The sequence below is a fragment of the Kitasatospora sp. NPDC001539 genome, assembly GCF_040298565.1.
Lineage (GTDB): Bacteria > Actinomycetota > Actinomycetes > Streptomycetales > Streptomycetaceae > Kitasatospora.
The window spans coordinates 1-15934 of sequence record NZ_JBEPAK010000164.1; the positions used below are offsets into that span (position 1 = coordinate 1).

The window sequence follows — 15934 nt, forward strand, 5'->3', positions numbered from 1 at the left end:
TCGAGGCCGGGGATGTCAACATATCTGGCGTTGACTTTTGGCACGCTGTTGAGTTCTCAAGGAACGGACACTTCCTTCAGGCCGCCTTCCAGCGGGCCCTCCGGGCGCTTCGTTCTTTCGTGTCTCCAGCTTATCAGATGTTTTCCGCTCCGTTTCCGGCGCTTCCCTCATCCAACTCGCTGGTGTCTTCCGGGGTTTGACGCCCCGTCCGACGTTTCAAACTCTAGCCGATCCCCGCTCCGAAAAGCGAATCGACCGCAATCCGATAAAACGAGCACGCCGAATAAGCACCGAGCCGCACCGCGCAAAGCGAAACGACCGGCACGAACCGGAAGTGTGTTTCAGAGGATTGGCTACCCCGGGACCGTCCGCGCCGATGCGTGTCCGGTGCTCCCTGCCAGGCAGCTCGAAGAACACTAGACCTCTGGGAGGGCCGAGTCAAGCGCCGCAACCGGATTCTCGGCGCCCTCCTCGGACGGCAGGTGGAAGGCCAGGACGGCGACGTCGTCGTCGTGCTCCGAGGTCACTCCCATCGCACGGAGCAGGCGGGAGCAGACCACGTCGGGGGCGCCGATCGCGCCGGCGAGGGTGCGGGCCAGCAGGTCCAGGCCCTGGTCGATGTCCTCGTCCCGGCGCTCGACCAGGCCGTCCGTGTAGAGGACGCCGGTCGTGCCGGGCAGCAGGCGCAGGGTGTGGGAGACGTGGAGGCCGCCGCCGGTGCCGAGCGGAGGGCCGTTCTGCTCCTCACTGCGCAGGATCGTGCCGTCCGGGCAGCGCAGCAGCATCGGGAGGTGGCCGGCCGAGGCGTAGGAGAGGCTGCGGTGGTGCGGGTCCCAGACGGCGTAGGTGCAGGTGGCGATCTGGTTGGCGTCGATCTCCATCGCGAGGCCGTCGAGCAGGCGCATCACCTCGTGCGGGGGCAGGTCGAGCCGGGCGTACGCACGCACGGCGGTGCGCAGCTGGCCCATCACGGCGGCGGCGCGCAGGCCCCGGCCCATGACGTCGCCGATGACGAGGGCGGTCCGGCTGCCGTCGATGGCGATGACGTCGTACCAGTCGCCGCCGACGGCCGCCTCGGCTCCGCCGGGTTGGTAGGTGGCGGCGACCCGCAGGTCCGCCGGCTGGTCGAGCTTCTGGGGGAGCAGGCTGCGCTGGAGGGTGACCGCGGCCTCGCGCTGGCGGCGTTCGGCTTCGCGCAGCCGGGCGGCGGCGAGGACCTGGTCGGTGACCTCGGCGGCGAAGATCAGGACTCCGGCCGTCGGGCGCTCGGTGGGGGTGTCGCCGCCGTCGCCGGGGCCGAGCGGGACGCAGGAGACGTTGTAGTAGCGGTTGCCGGTGAGGCCGAGGATGCAGCGGGCCTTGACGCTGCGGGGGCGGCCGCCGCGGATGACCTGGTCCATCAGGGGCAGGACGCCCATGGTGGCGAGTTCGGGGAGGGCCTCGGCGGCGGGCCGGCCGGTGGGGCGGTCGCCGAAGAGCTCCCGGTAGGCGCGGTTGGCGTAGCCGAGCTGGTGGAGCGGACCGTAGGTGACGGCGACCGGCGCGGGGATCCGGTTGAGGACCTCGCGCAGGTTCTGGGGTTTGTGGGGGTCGAGGAGTTCGGCTGCGGTGGCGGGGCTGGTCGGATCGCGGGGGCTGGGCACGACGACGCCGTCGGTGGAGGGCGTGCCCTCGTCGGTGCCGGCCCCGGTGGGTGGGGCGGCACGCCAGGGGACTCCGGTGAGCCGGGCGCTCCAGCGCATGAGGTTCAAACGACGGCCGCTTCCTCGTTTTCCAGGCATATCATCACTTTTTGTGTGCACGACAGCACACGGGGTAATGACCAGTTCGGGCTGATCCTGTCAGGCGGAGGGCCGGTTCCGGAAGTCGCCCGCCCGGCGTGGCCGTCGGATCCGTCGTCGCGGGGCGGCGGCGGCCTGTCTCCTCGGGGCGGCGGCCTCGCTCCGCGGAGGTGGCTCCTTCGTCGGGCGGCGGTTCACCGTGGCGCGTCCGGCGCCGTGTCGGGTGGCTTGCTGCGGCCGGTGTCGAACCCGCCCTCGAAGGCCGAACGCGGGTGCTCCATCGCGCCCAGCGAGACCACCTCGCGGGAGAAGACCCCGCCCAGCACCCAGTCCATCAGGACCCGCACCCGCCGCTCGGCGCTCGGCAGCCGCCGCAGGTGCCGGGCCCGGTGCAGCCACCAGGCCCGCCGCCCGGTGAGCCGGCCGCCGCGCCGGGTGTGGGCGACGGCCCGGCCCGGCCCCAGCGAGGTCGAGCAGGCGGCCGGGCCGGGGCGGTACGCGGCGAGGCCGGGCGCATGCGGTCCGCCGTCCAGGGCCACCGCGATGTTGCGGGCGAGCAGTTCGGCCTGGGCGAAGGCGTGCTGGGCGTTGGGCGCGCAGGGCGCACCGCCCGCGTCGGGGTCGGGTACGGCGGCGCAGTCGCCGGCGGCCCAGACGCCGGGCAGGGCCCGGCCGTCCGCTCCGACGGCCTGGAGGGTGGGCAGGCAGCGGATCCGCCCGAGGGTGTCCAGCGGCAGGTCGGTGTCGCGCAGCAGGGGGGAGGGCCGCACGCCCGCCGTCCAGACCAGGGTGCGGGCGCCGAAGCGGCTGCCGTCGGAGAGCACGGCGACCTGCCCGTCGGCGGACTCCAGGGTGGTGCGCAGCCGCACGTCGACGCCGCGTTCGCGCAGCTGGCCGAGGGTGTGCTCGGCGAGTTCGGGCGACTCCTCGGCGAGGATCCGGTCCGTCGCCTCGACCAGCACCCAGCGCAGGTCCTCGGCGCGGACGTTGTGGTAGTCCCGCACGGCCGTGCGGGCCATGTCCTCCAGTTCGGCGAGCGCGCCGACGCCCGCGTAGCCGGCGCCGACGAAGAGGAAGGTGAGGGCGGACTGGCGCAGGGCGGGATCGCGGGTGGCGGAGGCCAGGTCGAGCTGCTCCAGCACGTGGTTGCGCAGGCCGACCGCGTCGCCGACGGTGGAGAAGCCGAGGCCGTGTTCGGCGAGGCCGGGGATCGGGGCCGTCCGGGAGACCGATCCCGGGGCCACCACCAGGACGTCGTACGGGAGTTCGACCGGGGTGGGGGATCCGCCGGGGCCGGCGGCGTCGGCCAGGGCGCGGCGGGCGGCGTGTTCGATCCTGGTGACCCGGGCGGTGACCACCCGGCAGTCCGGGAGCGCCCGGCGCAGCGGGACGACCACGTGCCGGGGGTCGATGGAGCCGGCGGCGACCTCGGCCAGCAGCGGGTGGTAGGTGAAGTAGGCCTGGGGCTCGACGACGGTGATCTCGACCTCGCCGCTCCGCAGCCGTTCGCGCAGGCCGCGCTGGAGGTGGAGGGCGGTGGCCGTCCCGGCGCAGCCTCCGCCGACGATCAGGATCCTGATGGTGCACCTCCTGCCGATGTGACGTTCCGCCCCGGCCCCGCGGCCGGGGGTGTCCCCCGTCACGCCCCCCTATGAAGGACCGGCCGGGGTGGTCTTGTCCACAGTCCGTACGGGGCGGCTTGCGACTGGAGGGGCGGGCGTGCCCAGTTGTGCTTGCTGGACGAATTTCTGACGCACTTTCGGCCGCGAACAGGCGTGAACTATGGTCGGATTGTGTACCGGAGCGGCCACCGCCATGACAATCGGCGGCGACGCACCGTGGAGCGGCCATCACGGCCAGTTCCAGCGTTGGCATGAGAACCCGACTGGGGGACGGTCATCCGGGGAAGGGTAGTCCCCGGACAGGGCCCCGGTCGGTGCCGACGCGCCGAGCCGGACGTGAGGGCGGCCCGGCGGCACGACCGTGGTCACCGGAACGGGACGGGCGGCACTGACGATGGTTCATCGGGTCATTTCTGACGGGCTGAGCTGCACCGGGGGGTGCAGGGGCGGGCGACGACAGGGTCCGGGTTCGGACGCCTGCGGGGGAGAGTTGGGATGATGGAACAGGAGCAGGTGTTGGGCCGGGCGGGCGCACCGCACGCCGGGCAGGGCACGGTGCCGGAGCAGCGCGGTCCGCTGGACCTGCCCCCGGGCGGGATGTCCTACGCGGCCGTCCCGTACCGGGCGGATCCGGCGTCGGCCGCGGCGCCGATGCCGGGGGCCCGGCTGCGGGTGGACGCCCGGCGGAACCTGGAGAGCGTGCTGCGGGCGGCCCGGGAGGTGTTCGGCGAGTTCGGCTACGGCGCTCCCATGGAGGAGGTCGCGCGCCGGGCCGGGGTCGGGGTCGGCACGGTCTACCGGCGCTTCCCCAGCAAGGAGGTGCTGGTCCAGCGGATCGCCGCCGAGGAGGTGGCCTGGCTGACGGCGCAGGCGCGGGAGTCGCTGTACGGCGGCGACGGCGCCTGGGAGGCCCTGGCCGGGTACCTGGCCAGGGCGGTGAGCACCGGCGCCGGGCGGCTGCTGCCGCCGGAGGCCTTCCGGTACGCGGAGGAGCTGGGGCGGGTGCCCGAGCAGCGGGCGCCGGAACCGCCGGCGTCGGTCCGCTTCGACCTGCGCGGCGAGGAGGCGCGGTCCGGTGCGGCGGCCGAGCCCTCGGCGGCGGACGCCGATCCCCGGCTGCTGCTGCAGTTGCTGGCCGCGCTGGTGGCGCGGGCCGGTGCGGCGGGTGAACTGCGCCCCGGCGTCACGGTGTCGGACGTGGTGCTGGTGCTGACGGCGTCGGTGCCGGTGCACGCGGTGCGCCCCTCGGTCTCCGCGCCGACGCCGGCCGGCTTCACGGCAGTCGTTCCGCAGACGGACGGTCAACCTGCCGCCGGGCCGTCGGACCGGCTGCTGCAGATCCTGCTGGACGGGCTGCGGGCTCGCTGAACGCCCTCCGCGGGCCGGCTCCGACGGGCGGGGCCGCGGTCGCCTCGTCGGCCGGGTGCGGTCGACGTGCCCGGCCGGCAAGCGAGTTGGGCGAGGGACCGGCGCGCGCCCGGGCGCGCGCGCCGGATGCGGGCGTCGAGCGACCCGTCTCCACGCGGTGGACGAACACATCCGCGACGGCCCCTCGGAAGAGTGGGTACCGGCCGGTCCGGCTACCGCCCCTCCCTGCGCTATGCCATCCTTTGCCCGTGGTTGGAGCCAATGTCCCGATGCGCGCCCTTCGCGCGCCGTCGGCGCCGTACGCCGGTGAACCGTGCGCCCACGCACTCCCGCGCGCCCTGCCACACTTCGGGGGCTGTCGTGGAATCTGGGGTCCGTTGTGAGCGCCGAGGAACAGAACGACTACGGGTACGGCCTCGACTTCGGAGGGCGCTCCGGTAGCACCGCCGACGGCTCCGCCGCGGGCTCCGGTGGGGCGGGCGTCGGCCAGGGGCCCGGCTCCGCGGCGGGTTCGGGCGCCGGATACGTCCCCGACCAGGCCGGCCTGCCTGGGCGCGAGTCGCAGTCCGCCTCGGCCGCCGCCCTGCCGACCGGACGGGTACCGGGCCAGGCCCCGGCCGGCCGGGGCGGCGTCGCCCCCGAGGCCTTCGTCGGCGACGCCCGCCCGGCCCGTTCGACCCGGCCGACCGTGCCCGCCCCCGCCGACCCGGTGGACGGAGACCGCCCGCCCTCCGACGCCGAGTTGACCGCCCGGGCCCGGGCCGGCGACGACACCGCGTACGAGGAGATCTACCGCCGGCACGTCGACTCGGTGCGCCGCTACGCGCGCACCTGCTGCCGGGACAGCTTCACCGCCGAGGACCTCGCGGGCGAGGTCTTCGCCCGCACCCTCCAGGCGCTCAAGGCGGGCAAGGGACCGGAGTTCGCCGTCCGCGCCTACCTGCTGACCGCCGTGCGCAACGTCGCCGCCGCGTGGACCCGCAGCGAGCGGCGCGAGCAACTCGTCGACGACTTCAGCGTCTTCGCCCAGAGCTCGGCCGCCGTGGTCGACTTCGACCTGGCCGACCCCGGCGCCGACGCCTGGGCGATGGCGCTGGCCGACCAGCGCATGGTCATGCAGGCCTACGCCGAACTGCCCGAGGACGACCGGGTGGTGCTCTGGCACACCGAGGTCGAGCGGGAGTCGCCGAAGACCGTCGCGGTGATGCTCGGCAAGACCGCCAACGCCACCGCCGTCCAGGCCCACCGCGCCCGCGACCGGCTGGCCGCCGGCTTCCTCCAGGCCCACGTCTCCGGCAGCCAGGACAGCGCCTGCGAGGCGTACGCCAACCGGCTCGGGGCGTACGCGCGCGGCTCGCTGCGCAAACGGGCCTCGGCGGAGGTCGGTCGGCACCTCAGGGAGTGCGACCGCTGCACGGCGGCCTGTCTGGAACTGACCGAGATCAACACCGGCCTGCGCGCCCTGCTGCCCGGCGGAGTGCTGGTCTGGGTCGGGGTCGGCGGGTTCAGCGCCGCCGCGGCCGCCGTGGGCGGTGCGGCCGCGATCGGCGGGGCGACGGCGGCCGGCACGGCAGCGGCCTCCGCCGGGTCCTCCGGAGGTGCCGCGGGCGCCGCAGGCGCCGCAGGGGCCTCGGGTGCGTCCGGGGCGTCCGGGGCGTCCGGCGGGAGCGCAGCAGGTGCGATCGCCGGCGAGGGCCTGGGCAGCGCCGCCAAGGCCGGGATCGCCGCCGCCGTGGCGGTGGCCGCGGCCGCCGTCGCCGCGTACGCGCTGACCGGCTCGTCCGAGCCCGAGCCCCCGGCGGCCGCTCCCCCGGTCACCTCCGCGCCGGCCGCGCCCGCACCGGCGCAGCCCGTGGCGCAGACCCCCACCCCGACCCCGGCGCCCAGCAGCGCCGCCCCGGCACCTGAGCCGCCGGCGCCGAGCCCCAGCCCCAGCGCCGTCCCGAAGCCGGCGCCGTCGCCCCGGCCGAGCCGGGCCCCGGTGGCCACCCCGGCTGCGAAGAGCACGCCGCCCCCGCCCACCCGCACACCGGCCCCCGCACCGAGCGTTCCGGCGCCGGTCATCCCGACGCCCACCCTGCCGCCGGTGCCCACCCCGGCGGTGCCGGTCGTCCCGACGCCGACGCCGCCGACCGTGCCGACCCCGACGATCACGCCGCCCTCGCCGCCCGCCCCCTCCGACTTCTGGGGCGACTCCCTGCCCGTGGCCAAGCCGGGCAAGCACCGGACCCCGCCGGAGGGGCCGAGCATCCGGCGCACGGGCAGCAACGGGTTCTGGCAGCGCGACGGCGCGTGGATCGGCGGCGAGTACCTGCCGCACGTCATCACCGTGCACGCGCCGGCCACCACGCTGATCGACCTCAACCGCAGCTGCACGTCCTTCGACGCGGTCGCCGGCGTGGACGACGCCACGCCCACCCCCGGCGGGGTGGTGTTCTCCGTCCAGGGCGAGGACGGCCGCACCCTGTGGACCTCCCGCACGCTCGCCGCCGGGGACGACGCCGTCCCGGTGCACGTGCCGCTGGCCGGTCGGAAGTCGATCAAGCTGGTGGTCACACCGGTGCACGGCGTCTGGTCCGCGCTCAACGTCGCGGACTGGGCCGAGGCCCGCTTCCGGTGCTCCTGACGGCTCCCCGCGCGGGCCTCGGCGGGGCGGCGCCGGGCGGCCGCCCTGGGCGGCACCGGGCCCGGACCGGGTGGGGCCGGCCTGACCGGACGTGGCCGGGCCGTCGCAGGCCCCGGCCGCGGAGGCCCGGACCATGGAGACCCCGGCTGCGGAGGCCCGGGCCGTGGAAGGCCCGGGCCGGACGGGCTCAGATCGCGCAGGCGCCGTCCGCGCAGGCCTCGCCCGCCGGGGCGACCTGCACCGGTGCGGGGCGGCGCTCGCCGATCTCGGCGGCGACCTGCTCCAGCACCTTGCGGAAGGTTTCGGCCTCCTGGCCGCCCTGGACCGCCCACTTGCCCTCGAACACGAAGGTCGGCACGGCCGTGATCCCCAGCTCACGGGCCTCGGCCAACTGGGCCCGCACCTCGGCGGAGCCCTCGTCACCCGCCAGGTAGGCGGCCACCCGCTCGCGGTCCAGGCCCGCCGCGACCGCGACGTCGGTCAGCGCGGCACGGTCGCCGACGTCCACGCCGTCGCTGAAGTGCGCCTTCAGCAGGGCCTCCTTGAGCCGCCCCTGCGCCTCGGCGCCGTACTCGGTCTCGGCGAGGTGCAGCAGGCGGTGGCCCAGGAAGGTGTTGGCGTGCAGGGCCGCGTCGAAGTCGTACGTGATGCCCTCGGCGAGGCCCAGCTCGGCCACCCGCGCGTCCATCGCCACCGACTGCGGGCCGTACCGCTCGGCCAGCCAGGCGCGGTGCGGGCTCGCCGTCGCGGGCGCGTCCGGGACCAGCTGGTACGGGCGGTAGACGACCTCGACGTCCTCCTTGCCCGGGAAGTCCGCCAGGGCCTGCTCGAAGCGGCGCTTACCGATGTAGCACCAGGGACAGGCGATGTCGGACCAGATCTCGACCTTCACGGCGGGGGCTCCAGGGGCGTCTCGGGAGGAATGTACGAGATGGGTGAACGATGAACCATCTCGGTGCATTCCCGGCACCGGAACCCTTTTCGCTGGTCAGGCCTCCGGGGGCGCCGGAACCACCAGCACCGGGCAGGCCGCGTGGTGCACCGCCGCCGAACTCACCGAGCCCAGCAGCAGCCGGGCGAAGCCGCCGTTGCCGCGGGTGCCGATCACCAGTGTGTGCTGCCGGGTCGACGCCTCCAGCAGCACCTCGATCACATTGCCCAGCACCACGTGCAGCGACATCTCCCCCGCGAACGGCCGCGCCCGCTGCCGCAGCACGGTGCCCACCGCCCGGCGCAGCCCGTCCGCCATGCTCTCGACCAGCGTCTCCACGCTCTCCTGCACCAGCTCGGCCATCCCCGGCGGGTATCCGGCCGGCGCCGGGTTGACCACGGCCAGCACGTACAGCGGCAACCCGAACGACTCCGCCTCGGTCATCGCCCGGTCCAGCGCCCACAGCGAGCCGTCGGACCCGTCGCACGCCGCCAGCACCCCGGGCGGACGCCCCGTCGGCGGACGCCCGAGCACCGACAGCACCACGGGAACGTCCTGCCCCGGGCTCACACCGGCCACCACGCACTCCCCTCGCCCTGGACTCGACAGTCCCGCCATCATCACCCGCCCCGTGCGACCCCGGGAGCCAGCCGCGCCGGGCGGCGGGGGCGGACGGCGCAGCGAGGCCGGCCGCGCGGCGGGCGGCGGGGAAACGGGCGCCCGGGAGGACGGGCGCCTGGGTGGACGCAAGCAGGATCGGCCGCGCGGCGGGCGGCGGGGGTCGAAGGCGGACGCGGTGGGGCGGACGACGGGCGCCCGGCAGGACGGACCGTTCGGTGGATGCCGAGGGAGGTCTCGGCGAGGAGCCCCCGGCGGGGGCGGCGCGCCGGCGGGGGCGGGGACTCAGGAGGTGAGCGCCGGACGCCGGGGGTGCGGGAGGCCGGTCCAGCAGGCGCCGTGCCGGCGGGCGCGGAGGCGGCGGAGCCAGAGTTCGGTGGAGACCAGGTCGGCGAGGCCGGCCAGGGCTGCCGGGGAGAGCCGGGTGGCGGGGTCGGCGGAGCGGGCGAGTCCGGCGCGGACGGCGGGCAGGTCGATCAGGCCGGCTTCGGCGAGGAGCGGGGCGTCGAAGAGTTCGGCGAGGCCGTCGGCGGCGAGGCGCAGGCCGGCCCGGGTGGGGGCGGTGCGGTCGGGGCGGGGGCCGCGGCCCCAGTCGGGGGGCAGGTCGGTGCGGCCGGCCCCGGTGAGGACGGCGTGCAGGAGGGCGTGCCGGGCGCCGGGTTGGAGGCGCACGTCGTCGGGGAGCAGCCGGGCGGCGCGGACCACCTGGTTGTCCAGGAAGGGCGCGTGCAGTCGCTGGCCGGGCCGTTCGGCGGCGTGCACCAGCGTGCGGTAGGAGCGTGCCTGCCGGTAGAGGGCGTGTCGGGCGCGGTGCGCGCCCGGGTGTTCCGCGGGCGCCGGTTTGCGCGCCGCCAGGCGGAGCCTCATGGCCACGGCGGAGAGCGCCTCGTCGGACAGCCAGCGGGCGGCCGGGCCGGGGACGCACCAGGCGAGGTCGACGGCGGAGCGGTCGCCCGCGGTGCCGCCGCCGTCCGGAACGTGCCGGGCGGTCAGTTTGGCGGCCGCCTCGTCCAGCGCCTCGGCGTAGCGGATCCGGGAGAGCCGGTGGGCGGCCCGGACCACGGTGAGCGGGGTGCGCAGCGCTCCGGCCAGGACGCCCGCGGCGGCCCGGTCGGCACCGGCCAGCGCGGCGACCGGCGGGAGGAGTTCGCGGGGCCGGCCGGCCCGGATCAGGTCGGCGAGCCGGGCCGGGTGGCCGTCGAGCACCTGGCGGGCGCCGTAGCCGGTGAGGTGGTCGGTGCCGCCGGCCTCGAAGCGGGCCTCGGCGCGGGCGGCGGTGACCAGTTCGGGGCCGGGTTCGTCGGTGAGCCGGCCGGACTGCGGATCGGCGCGCAGTCCGGCGTACGGGAGGGTGTCGGGGCCCGGGTCGAGCACGGTGTGCCGCAGCCGGGGGGTGTCGGGAGCGAGCGCGAGGGTGGTCGGCGGGTCGGTCTCGCCGAGCGTGACGGCGGCCAACTGCTCGGGGGCGGAAGGCTCCTGGGCGGCGACGCGGACCCAGGAGCCCTTCACGGCGCCGTTCCTGGCGGCGCTGGCGGCGGTGTTCCCGGCCCCGGCGGCCGGCGCCCGGACGGCGGCCGCGGAGGACACCGGTGGTACCGGCGGCAGCGGTACGGCGGCGGCGAGCAGGGCCACGGTGGCGGAGGCGGTGCCGTACGAGAGGTCGACGCCGAGCCGGGCGCGCCCGGCGGGGTCGGCGGCCGGGGCGGTGGTGCGGACCCGGGAGCGGACGGACTCCAGCAGCGCGCGGGTGAGTTCGCGGATCGCCGGCGCCTCGTCGCGCGGTTGTTCGGCGCCGGGCGGTTCGTCGTACGCGTCGGCGTACGGGCGGCCGCCGCGGATGGCCAGCACGTGGCCGGGCGGTACCCGCTGGACGCCCAGGTACGGTGTGCCGGTGCCGAGTGCCTCGGGCGACTCCGGGCAGGCGAGCCGGGCGGCGAGGTGGCCGGTGTCCAGCGGGGCGCCGACCAGGTCGGCGAGCGGCAGGGCGGCGGTGGCGTACGCGGTGCCGCCGGCCCAGGGGGTGTGGAAGACGGGCTGGGCGCCGGCGAGGTCGGTGAGCAGCAGGGTGGAGCGGGTGCCGGCCCGGAGCACCACGGTGTAGCTGCCGGGCCACCCGGTCAGGTGGCGGACGGCGCCGCCGCGGGCGGCGGCGAGGCCGGCGGCGAGTTCGGCGTCGGTGGCGCCGCAGTGGCCGAGGACGGCGAGCCGGCTGGTGGCGGGGGTGTCCTCACCGGGGTCGGGGGCGGTGGGACCGGTGCTGACCACGGCGGGGGCGCCGGGGCGCAGGGTGACCAGGCGGATCTCCTCGGGTCGCCAGTCGCCCACGGCCCAGAGCGGGTTGGGGCCGGTCCACAGGGGGCGCGCGGCGATGGGTGCCACCGTGGCGAGGGCCTCGTACGCCGGCGCGCCCGCTCCGGGCGCGCCCGTGCTCCAGCCCGTCAGCCACCGCATCGCGCCTCCACCGGACGAGGACCTGCACTCGCACGGCGCGTCCGGCGCCGGGCGGGCGGCCGGGTGGGTGCCGGGGCGTCCGGCACGCGCGTCCGGGCGTGCCCTCGGGACCGGCGCGCCGTCTGGAGACATCGTGCCACCACCGGGCAGCGCAGGGGCCGGTGTCGGTGGTTCCGCTTCTGTTTCGGCGCGCGGCGCGAACGCGCCGTCCGGCAGCGCGGGCCGGGCGGGCCGGGCCTCCCCCTCCCCGGCCCGGACCGCCCCGGAAGACGCCTTGACATGGGCATCGCGAGATGGCCGAAAGGCGTCGCCCAGCCCGGGAGGGCATCCGCATGCCCTCCCGGACTCAGCCGCCGCCCGCGGGGATGGAAGCGGCGGTATCCCCCGGCCCGCCGGGTCCTCGACGGCGGGCCGACCCACGACCACCAGCGAATCGCCGAGCAGCCGGTCGGGCCAGGGGGCACGCCCGGGCGCACGTGAACACGGGACCGGAGCACGACGCTCCGGCGCGTGACGCGCCCGATCCGCTCCGGGTGGTCCGGGCCAACTCCCGCACCGGCCCGGCGCGGTGCGGCCGGGTGCGCGATCCCGCCATCCGGAATGCGGCCTCTTAACCGTCGGAACGCGTCCGACTACTCTAGGTACAGCAGCTACGGCCCGGTGCCGCCCGGGCCCCGCGCACAAGGCCGCAGGAGGTGCCGCCGCCACCATGACCGTCAGCCCACGTGGACCGAACGAACGGCTCGGCACGCTCCTGACCCTCGCCCAGATCAGCAACGCCGGACTCGCCCGCCGGGTCAACGACCTCGGTGCGCAACGCGGGTTGACGCTGCGCTACGACAAGACCTCGGTGGCCCGCTGGGTCAGCAAGGGCATGGTCCCCCAGGGGCCCGTCCCGCACCTGATCGCCACCGCGATCGGCGGCAAGCTCGGCCGCCCCGTCCCGTTGGAGGAGATCGGCCTCGGCGACACCGACCCGGCGCCCGAACTCGGCCTGGCCTTCCCGCGCGACGTCGCCGACGCCGTCCGGTCCGCCACCGACCTGTTCCGGGTCGACCTCGACCTGCGCCGGGGGCCCGGCGGGGGCCGCTGGAGCGACAGCCTGGCCGGCACCTTCTCGGTCGCCGCGTACGCGACGCCGGTCTCCCGCTGGCTGATCAACCCGGCGGACGGCTCGGTGGCGCGCGAGGCGCCGCGTTCGCCGAGCGAGAGCTCCTCCTACCGGGTCGGCCAGTCGGACGCCGCGAAGCTCCGCGAGGCCGCCCAGGAGGCCCGCCGCTGGGACTCCAAGTACGGCGGCGGCGACTGGCGTTCGTCGATGGTGCCGGAGTGCCTGCGGGTCGAGGCGGCACCGCTGCTGCTCGCCTCGTACAGCGACGCGGTCGGCCGGGCGCTGTTCGGCGCGACGGCCGAACTGACCAGGCTGGCGGGGTGGATGGCCTTCGACACCGGGCAGCACGAAGCCGCGCAGCGCTACTACATCCAGGCCCTGCGACTCGCCCGGGCCGCCGCGGACGTGCCGCTCGGCGGGTACGTGCTCGCCTCGATGAGCCTCCAGGCCGGCTACCGGGGCTTCGCCGAGGAGGCCGTGGACCTCGCCCAGGCCGCGCTGGAGCGCAACCGGGGCCTGGCCACCGCCCGGACCATGAGCTTCTTCCACCTGGTGGAGGCACGGGCCCAGGCGAAGGCGCGCAATGCGGCGGCGTGTGCGACGGCGCTCGGCGCGGCGGAGAGCGCGCTCGAGCGAGCGCGCGCCGGGGATCCCGATCCGGCGTGGATCGACTTCTACGCCTACGACCGCCTCGCCGCCGACGCGGCCGAGTGCTTCCGCGACCTCGGAGTGCCCTCCAAGGTCCGGCAGTTCACCCGCGAGGCGCTGGCCAAGCCCACCGAGGGCTTCGTCCGCTCGCACGGGCTGCGGCTGGTGGTCTCGGCGATGGCCGAGGCGGAGGCGGGCAACCTGGACGCCGCGGTGGCCGCCGGCGAGCGCGCCGTCGAGGTGGCCGGCCGGATCTCCTCGCAGCGCAGCCGGGAGTACGTGGTGGAGATGCTGCGCCGGCTGGAGCCGTTCCAGGGTGAACGACGGGTACGGGAATTGACGGAGCGGGCGCGGGCGGTGATCGTCGCTCCGGCGTGAGCGGCGCGCGCCCGCCGGTAATTCAGGTGCACCGGCGGGAGGGGCCTGACTATGGTCTCTCTCGTCCGGGTGCGCAGGCAGAGGTTACTTCCACTCCTCATGGGCAGGTCGCGGGTTCGAGTCCCGCCACCGGTATTCCGTACCGGTGTAGCTCAGTCGGCAGAGCAGCATCGTCACCTCAGCCGACCTCGAACTCCGGACACCCACACGTGAATAGGAATTCCGCACCTCCCGGTGCGACGGCAGCGGTTACTTCTGGTGGACGCCGGTATTCCGGCGTTGCGGTTCGAGCCCGCGAAACACCGCCGCCGACTTGATCTCGGGAGGCATTGTGCTCCGGAGTGCCCGGTGCGCAGGCGGGGGTTACTTCGGATCTTGCGGTCCCGGGTTCGATTCCCGGGCGGCCGTGCGCGAGCGCGGCCGCTAGCTCAGTCCGGTAGAGCACAAGGCATACACCTCCGCCGACGTCGGCCGTCCCACGGCCGGCACGATCTCGGGCACCCCCACGGCCGCATGCCTCCCTCCCGTCCACACCGTCAGCAGGCCGAGGGGGGCTGCCGCATGTCCAGGTTCAATCTCCGCAGGGCCAAGGCCGGTCCGAGCTCACCGGTGAGCACGACCGGGCAGCGCGGCCGCACCCACCAGGGCGGTGTCGGCCACGCCCGGGACCGCAAGTCCGAACTCTTCCTGCTGGCGGTCGCCAACATGGTCGGCCGGGACACCTTCTACGAGCGCGGCGGTGACCGCGACGACCGCTACACCGCGCTGGTGCGCGAACTCGCCGTCGCCGAGCCGGAGTGGACCCTCGGGCTGCTGCGCTGGCTGCGGTACGGGGCGCAGATGCGCACCGCCGCGCTGGTCGGCGCCGCCGAGTTCACCCGGGCCCGGCTGGACGCGGGCGCCCACGGCCACTCCCGGCAGGCCGTCGACGCCGTGCTGCGGCGCGCCGACGAGCCCGGCGAGCTGCTCGCGTACTGGACCTCGCGCTACGGCCGGGCACTGCCGAAGCCGCTCAAGCGCGGGGTCGCGGACGCGGTGCGGCGGCTGTACGACGCGCGTTCCCTGCTCAAGTACGACACCGCGACCAAGGGCTACCGCTTCGGCGACGTCCTGGAGTTGACCCACCCGGCGCCCGACCCGGACAAGCCCTGGCAGGGCGCGCTGTTCGGCTACGCGCTGGACCGCCGGCACCGGCCCGAGGAGGCCGTTCCGCCCGCGGCCCTGCCGCTGCTGACCGCCAACCGCGAGCTGCTGGCGCTGCCGGTGGAGGAGCGCCGGGCGGCCGTGACCGCCGAGGGCGGTGCCGAACGGCTGGCCGCCGCCGGGCTGACCTGGGAGGCGCTGGCCGGCTGGCTCCAGGGGCCGCTGGACGCCGCGGCCTGGGAGGCGGTCATCCCGCCGATGGGGCCGATGGCGCTGGTGCGGAACCTGCGCAACTTCGACAAGGCCGGGGTCTCGGACGAGGTCGCGGCCGGGGTGGCCCGGCGGATCTCCGACCGGGGCGAGGTGCGGCGCTCGCGCCAGTTCCCGTTCCGGTACCTGGCCGCCTACCGGCACGCCCCCTCGCTGCGGTGGGGGCACGCGCTGGAGACGGCGCTCGCCCACTCGCTCGCCAACGTGCCCGAGCTGCCCGGCCGGACGCTGGTCCTGGTCGACCGCTCCGGCTCGATGTTCGACCGGCCCGGCGCGCAGACCGAGCTCAACCGGGCCGACTCGGCGGCGATCTTCGGCACCGCACTGAAGGTCCGGGCGGCCGAGGCGGACCTGGTCGAGTTCGGCACCACCAGCCGGGTGATCGAGGTCGGCCGGGGCGAGGCGGTGCTGCGGGTGCTGGATCGTTTCAGCAGCCTGGGCGGCACCAACACCGCCGAGGCCGTCCGCACCCACTACCGGGGCCACGACCGCGTCGTCATCGTCACCGACGAGCAGACCGGTTCCGGCTACCGGGGCAGCGATCCGCTCGCCGCCGTGCCGGCCCACGTGCCCGTCTACACCTGGAACCTGGTGGGCTACGCCCAGGGCCACGGCCCCAGCGGCGGCGCCAACCGGCACACCTTCGGCGGCCTCAGCGACGCGGCCTTCCGGCTGATCCCGCTGCTGGAGGCCGGGACGAACGCCGGGTGGCCCTGGGAGGCGTAGCCGGGAGGCGGCGGCTGCCGCACCGGGTCGGGGGACCGGTGCGGCAGCCCTTGGCGACGCCGGGGGCGATGCGGCGCCAGGGAGATGCGACGCCGGGGGAGGCGCGGCGCGGGCCGGGGGGACCGGCGCCGCATCCGCCGCATCACGGCTGCGCCACGAGGGGGGACGGAGGCGCCAGGTCGGGGGGCCCGGCGCCTCGACCCGGCGGCCCGCCGCCGGAAGGGGCGGAGCCACCGGGGGGTGGTTCCGCCGTACCGGGGC

General features: G+C 76.1%; 8 protein-coding genes and 1 pseudogene. 4 read left to right on the plus strand and 5 right to left on the minus strand.

Annotated elements, in window-relative coordinates:
- Nucleotides 1–455: 455 nt before the first annotated feature.
- Nucleotides 456–1751: pseudogene (locus tag ABT247_RS23085) on the minus strand (SpoIIE family protein phosphatase); the annotation flags it as partial.
- 224 nt (nt 1752–1975) lie between these two features.
- Nucleotides 1976–3361 (minus strand): NAD(P)/FAD-dependent oxidoreductase, encoded by a 1386-nt coding sequence (locus ABT247_RS23090; protein WP_392896058.1) that lies wholly within the window; start codon nt 3359–3361, stop codon nt 1976–1978.
- A 540-nt stretch (nt 3362–3901) separates the two neighbouring features.
- Between ABT247_RS23090 and ABT247_RS23095 the strand changes: the two genes are divergently transcribed.
- Together ABT247_RS23095 and ABT247_RS23100 are read left to right on the plus strand one after the other, a co-directional pair.
- On the plus strand, nt 3902–4771 hold the full coding sequence (locus ABT247_RS23095; protein ID WP_350745081.1) for a TetR/AcrR family transcriptional regulator: 870 nt from the start codon (nt 3902–3904) through the stop codon (nt 4769–4771).
- Between the two features lie 379 nt (nt 4772–5150).
- Nucleotides 5151–7397 (plus strand): sigma-70 family RNA polymerase sigma factor, encoded by a 2247-nt coding sequence (locus ABT247_RS23100; protein WP_350745084.1) that lies wholly within the window; start codon nt 5151–5153, stop codon nt 7395–7397.
- Between the two features lie 187 nt (nt 7398–7584).
- On the opposite strand, the gene ABT247_RS23105 is transcribed toward ABT247_RS23100, so the two are convergent.
- The 3 genes from ABT247_RS23105 to ABT247_RS23115 form a co-directional block, all read right to left on the minus strand.
- The gene (locus tag ABT247_RS23105) at nt 7585–8289 is read right to left on the minus strand and encodes a DsbA family oxidoreductase (protein ID WP_350745087.1); all 705 of its coding nucleotides are present in this window, start codon (nt 8287–8289) and stop codon (nt 7585–7587) included.
- Nucleotides 8290–8385: 96 nt separating this feature from the next.
- Entirely contained in the window at nt 8386–8907 is a 522-nt protein-coding gene (locus ABT247_RS23110) for a universal stress protein (RefSeq protein WP_350745090.1), read from the minus strand.
- Nucleotides 8908–9231: 324 nt separating this feature from the next.
- Nucleotides 9232–11397: an asparagine synthase-related protein gene (locus tag ABT247_RS23115; RefSeq protein ID WP_350745092.1), complete on the minus strand. Its 2166-nt coding sequence runs from the start codon at nt 11395–11397 to the stop codon at nt 9232–9234.
- A 709-nt stretch (nt 11398–12106) separates the two neighbouring features.
- Here ABT247_RS23115 and ABT247_RS23120 point away from each other — a divergent pair.
- Together ABT247_RS23120 and ABT247_RS23125 are read left to right on the plus strand one after the other, a co-directional pair.
- Nucleotides 12107–13534, plus strand: a complete 1428-nt coding sequence (locus ABT247_RS23120) for an NsdA family TPR-like regulatory protein (RefSeq protein WP_350745095.1) — start codon at nt 12107–12109, stop codon at nt 13532–13534.
- Between the two features lie 561 nt (nt 13535–14095).
- The gene (locus ABT247_RS23125) at nt 14096–15673 is read left to right on the plus strand and encodes a TROVE domain-containing protein (RefSeq protein ID WP_350745098.1); all 1578 of its coding nucleotides are present in this window, start codon (nt 14096–14098) and stop codon (nt 15671–15673) included.
- Nucleotides 15674–15934: the final 261 nt, after the last annotated feature.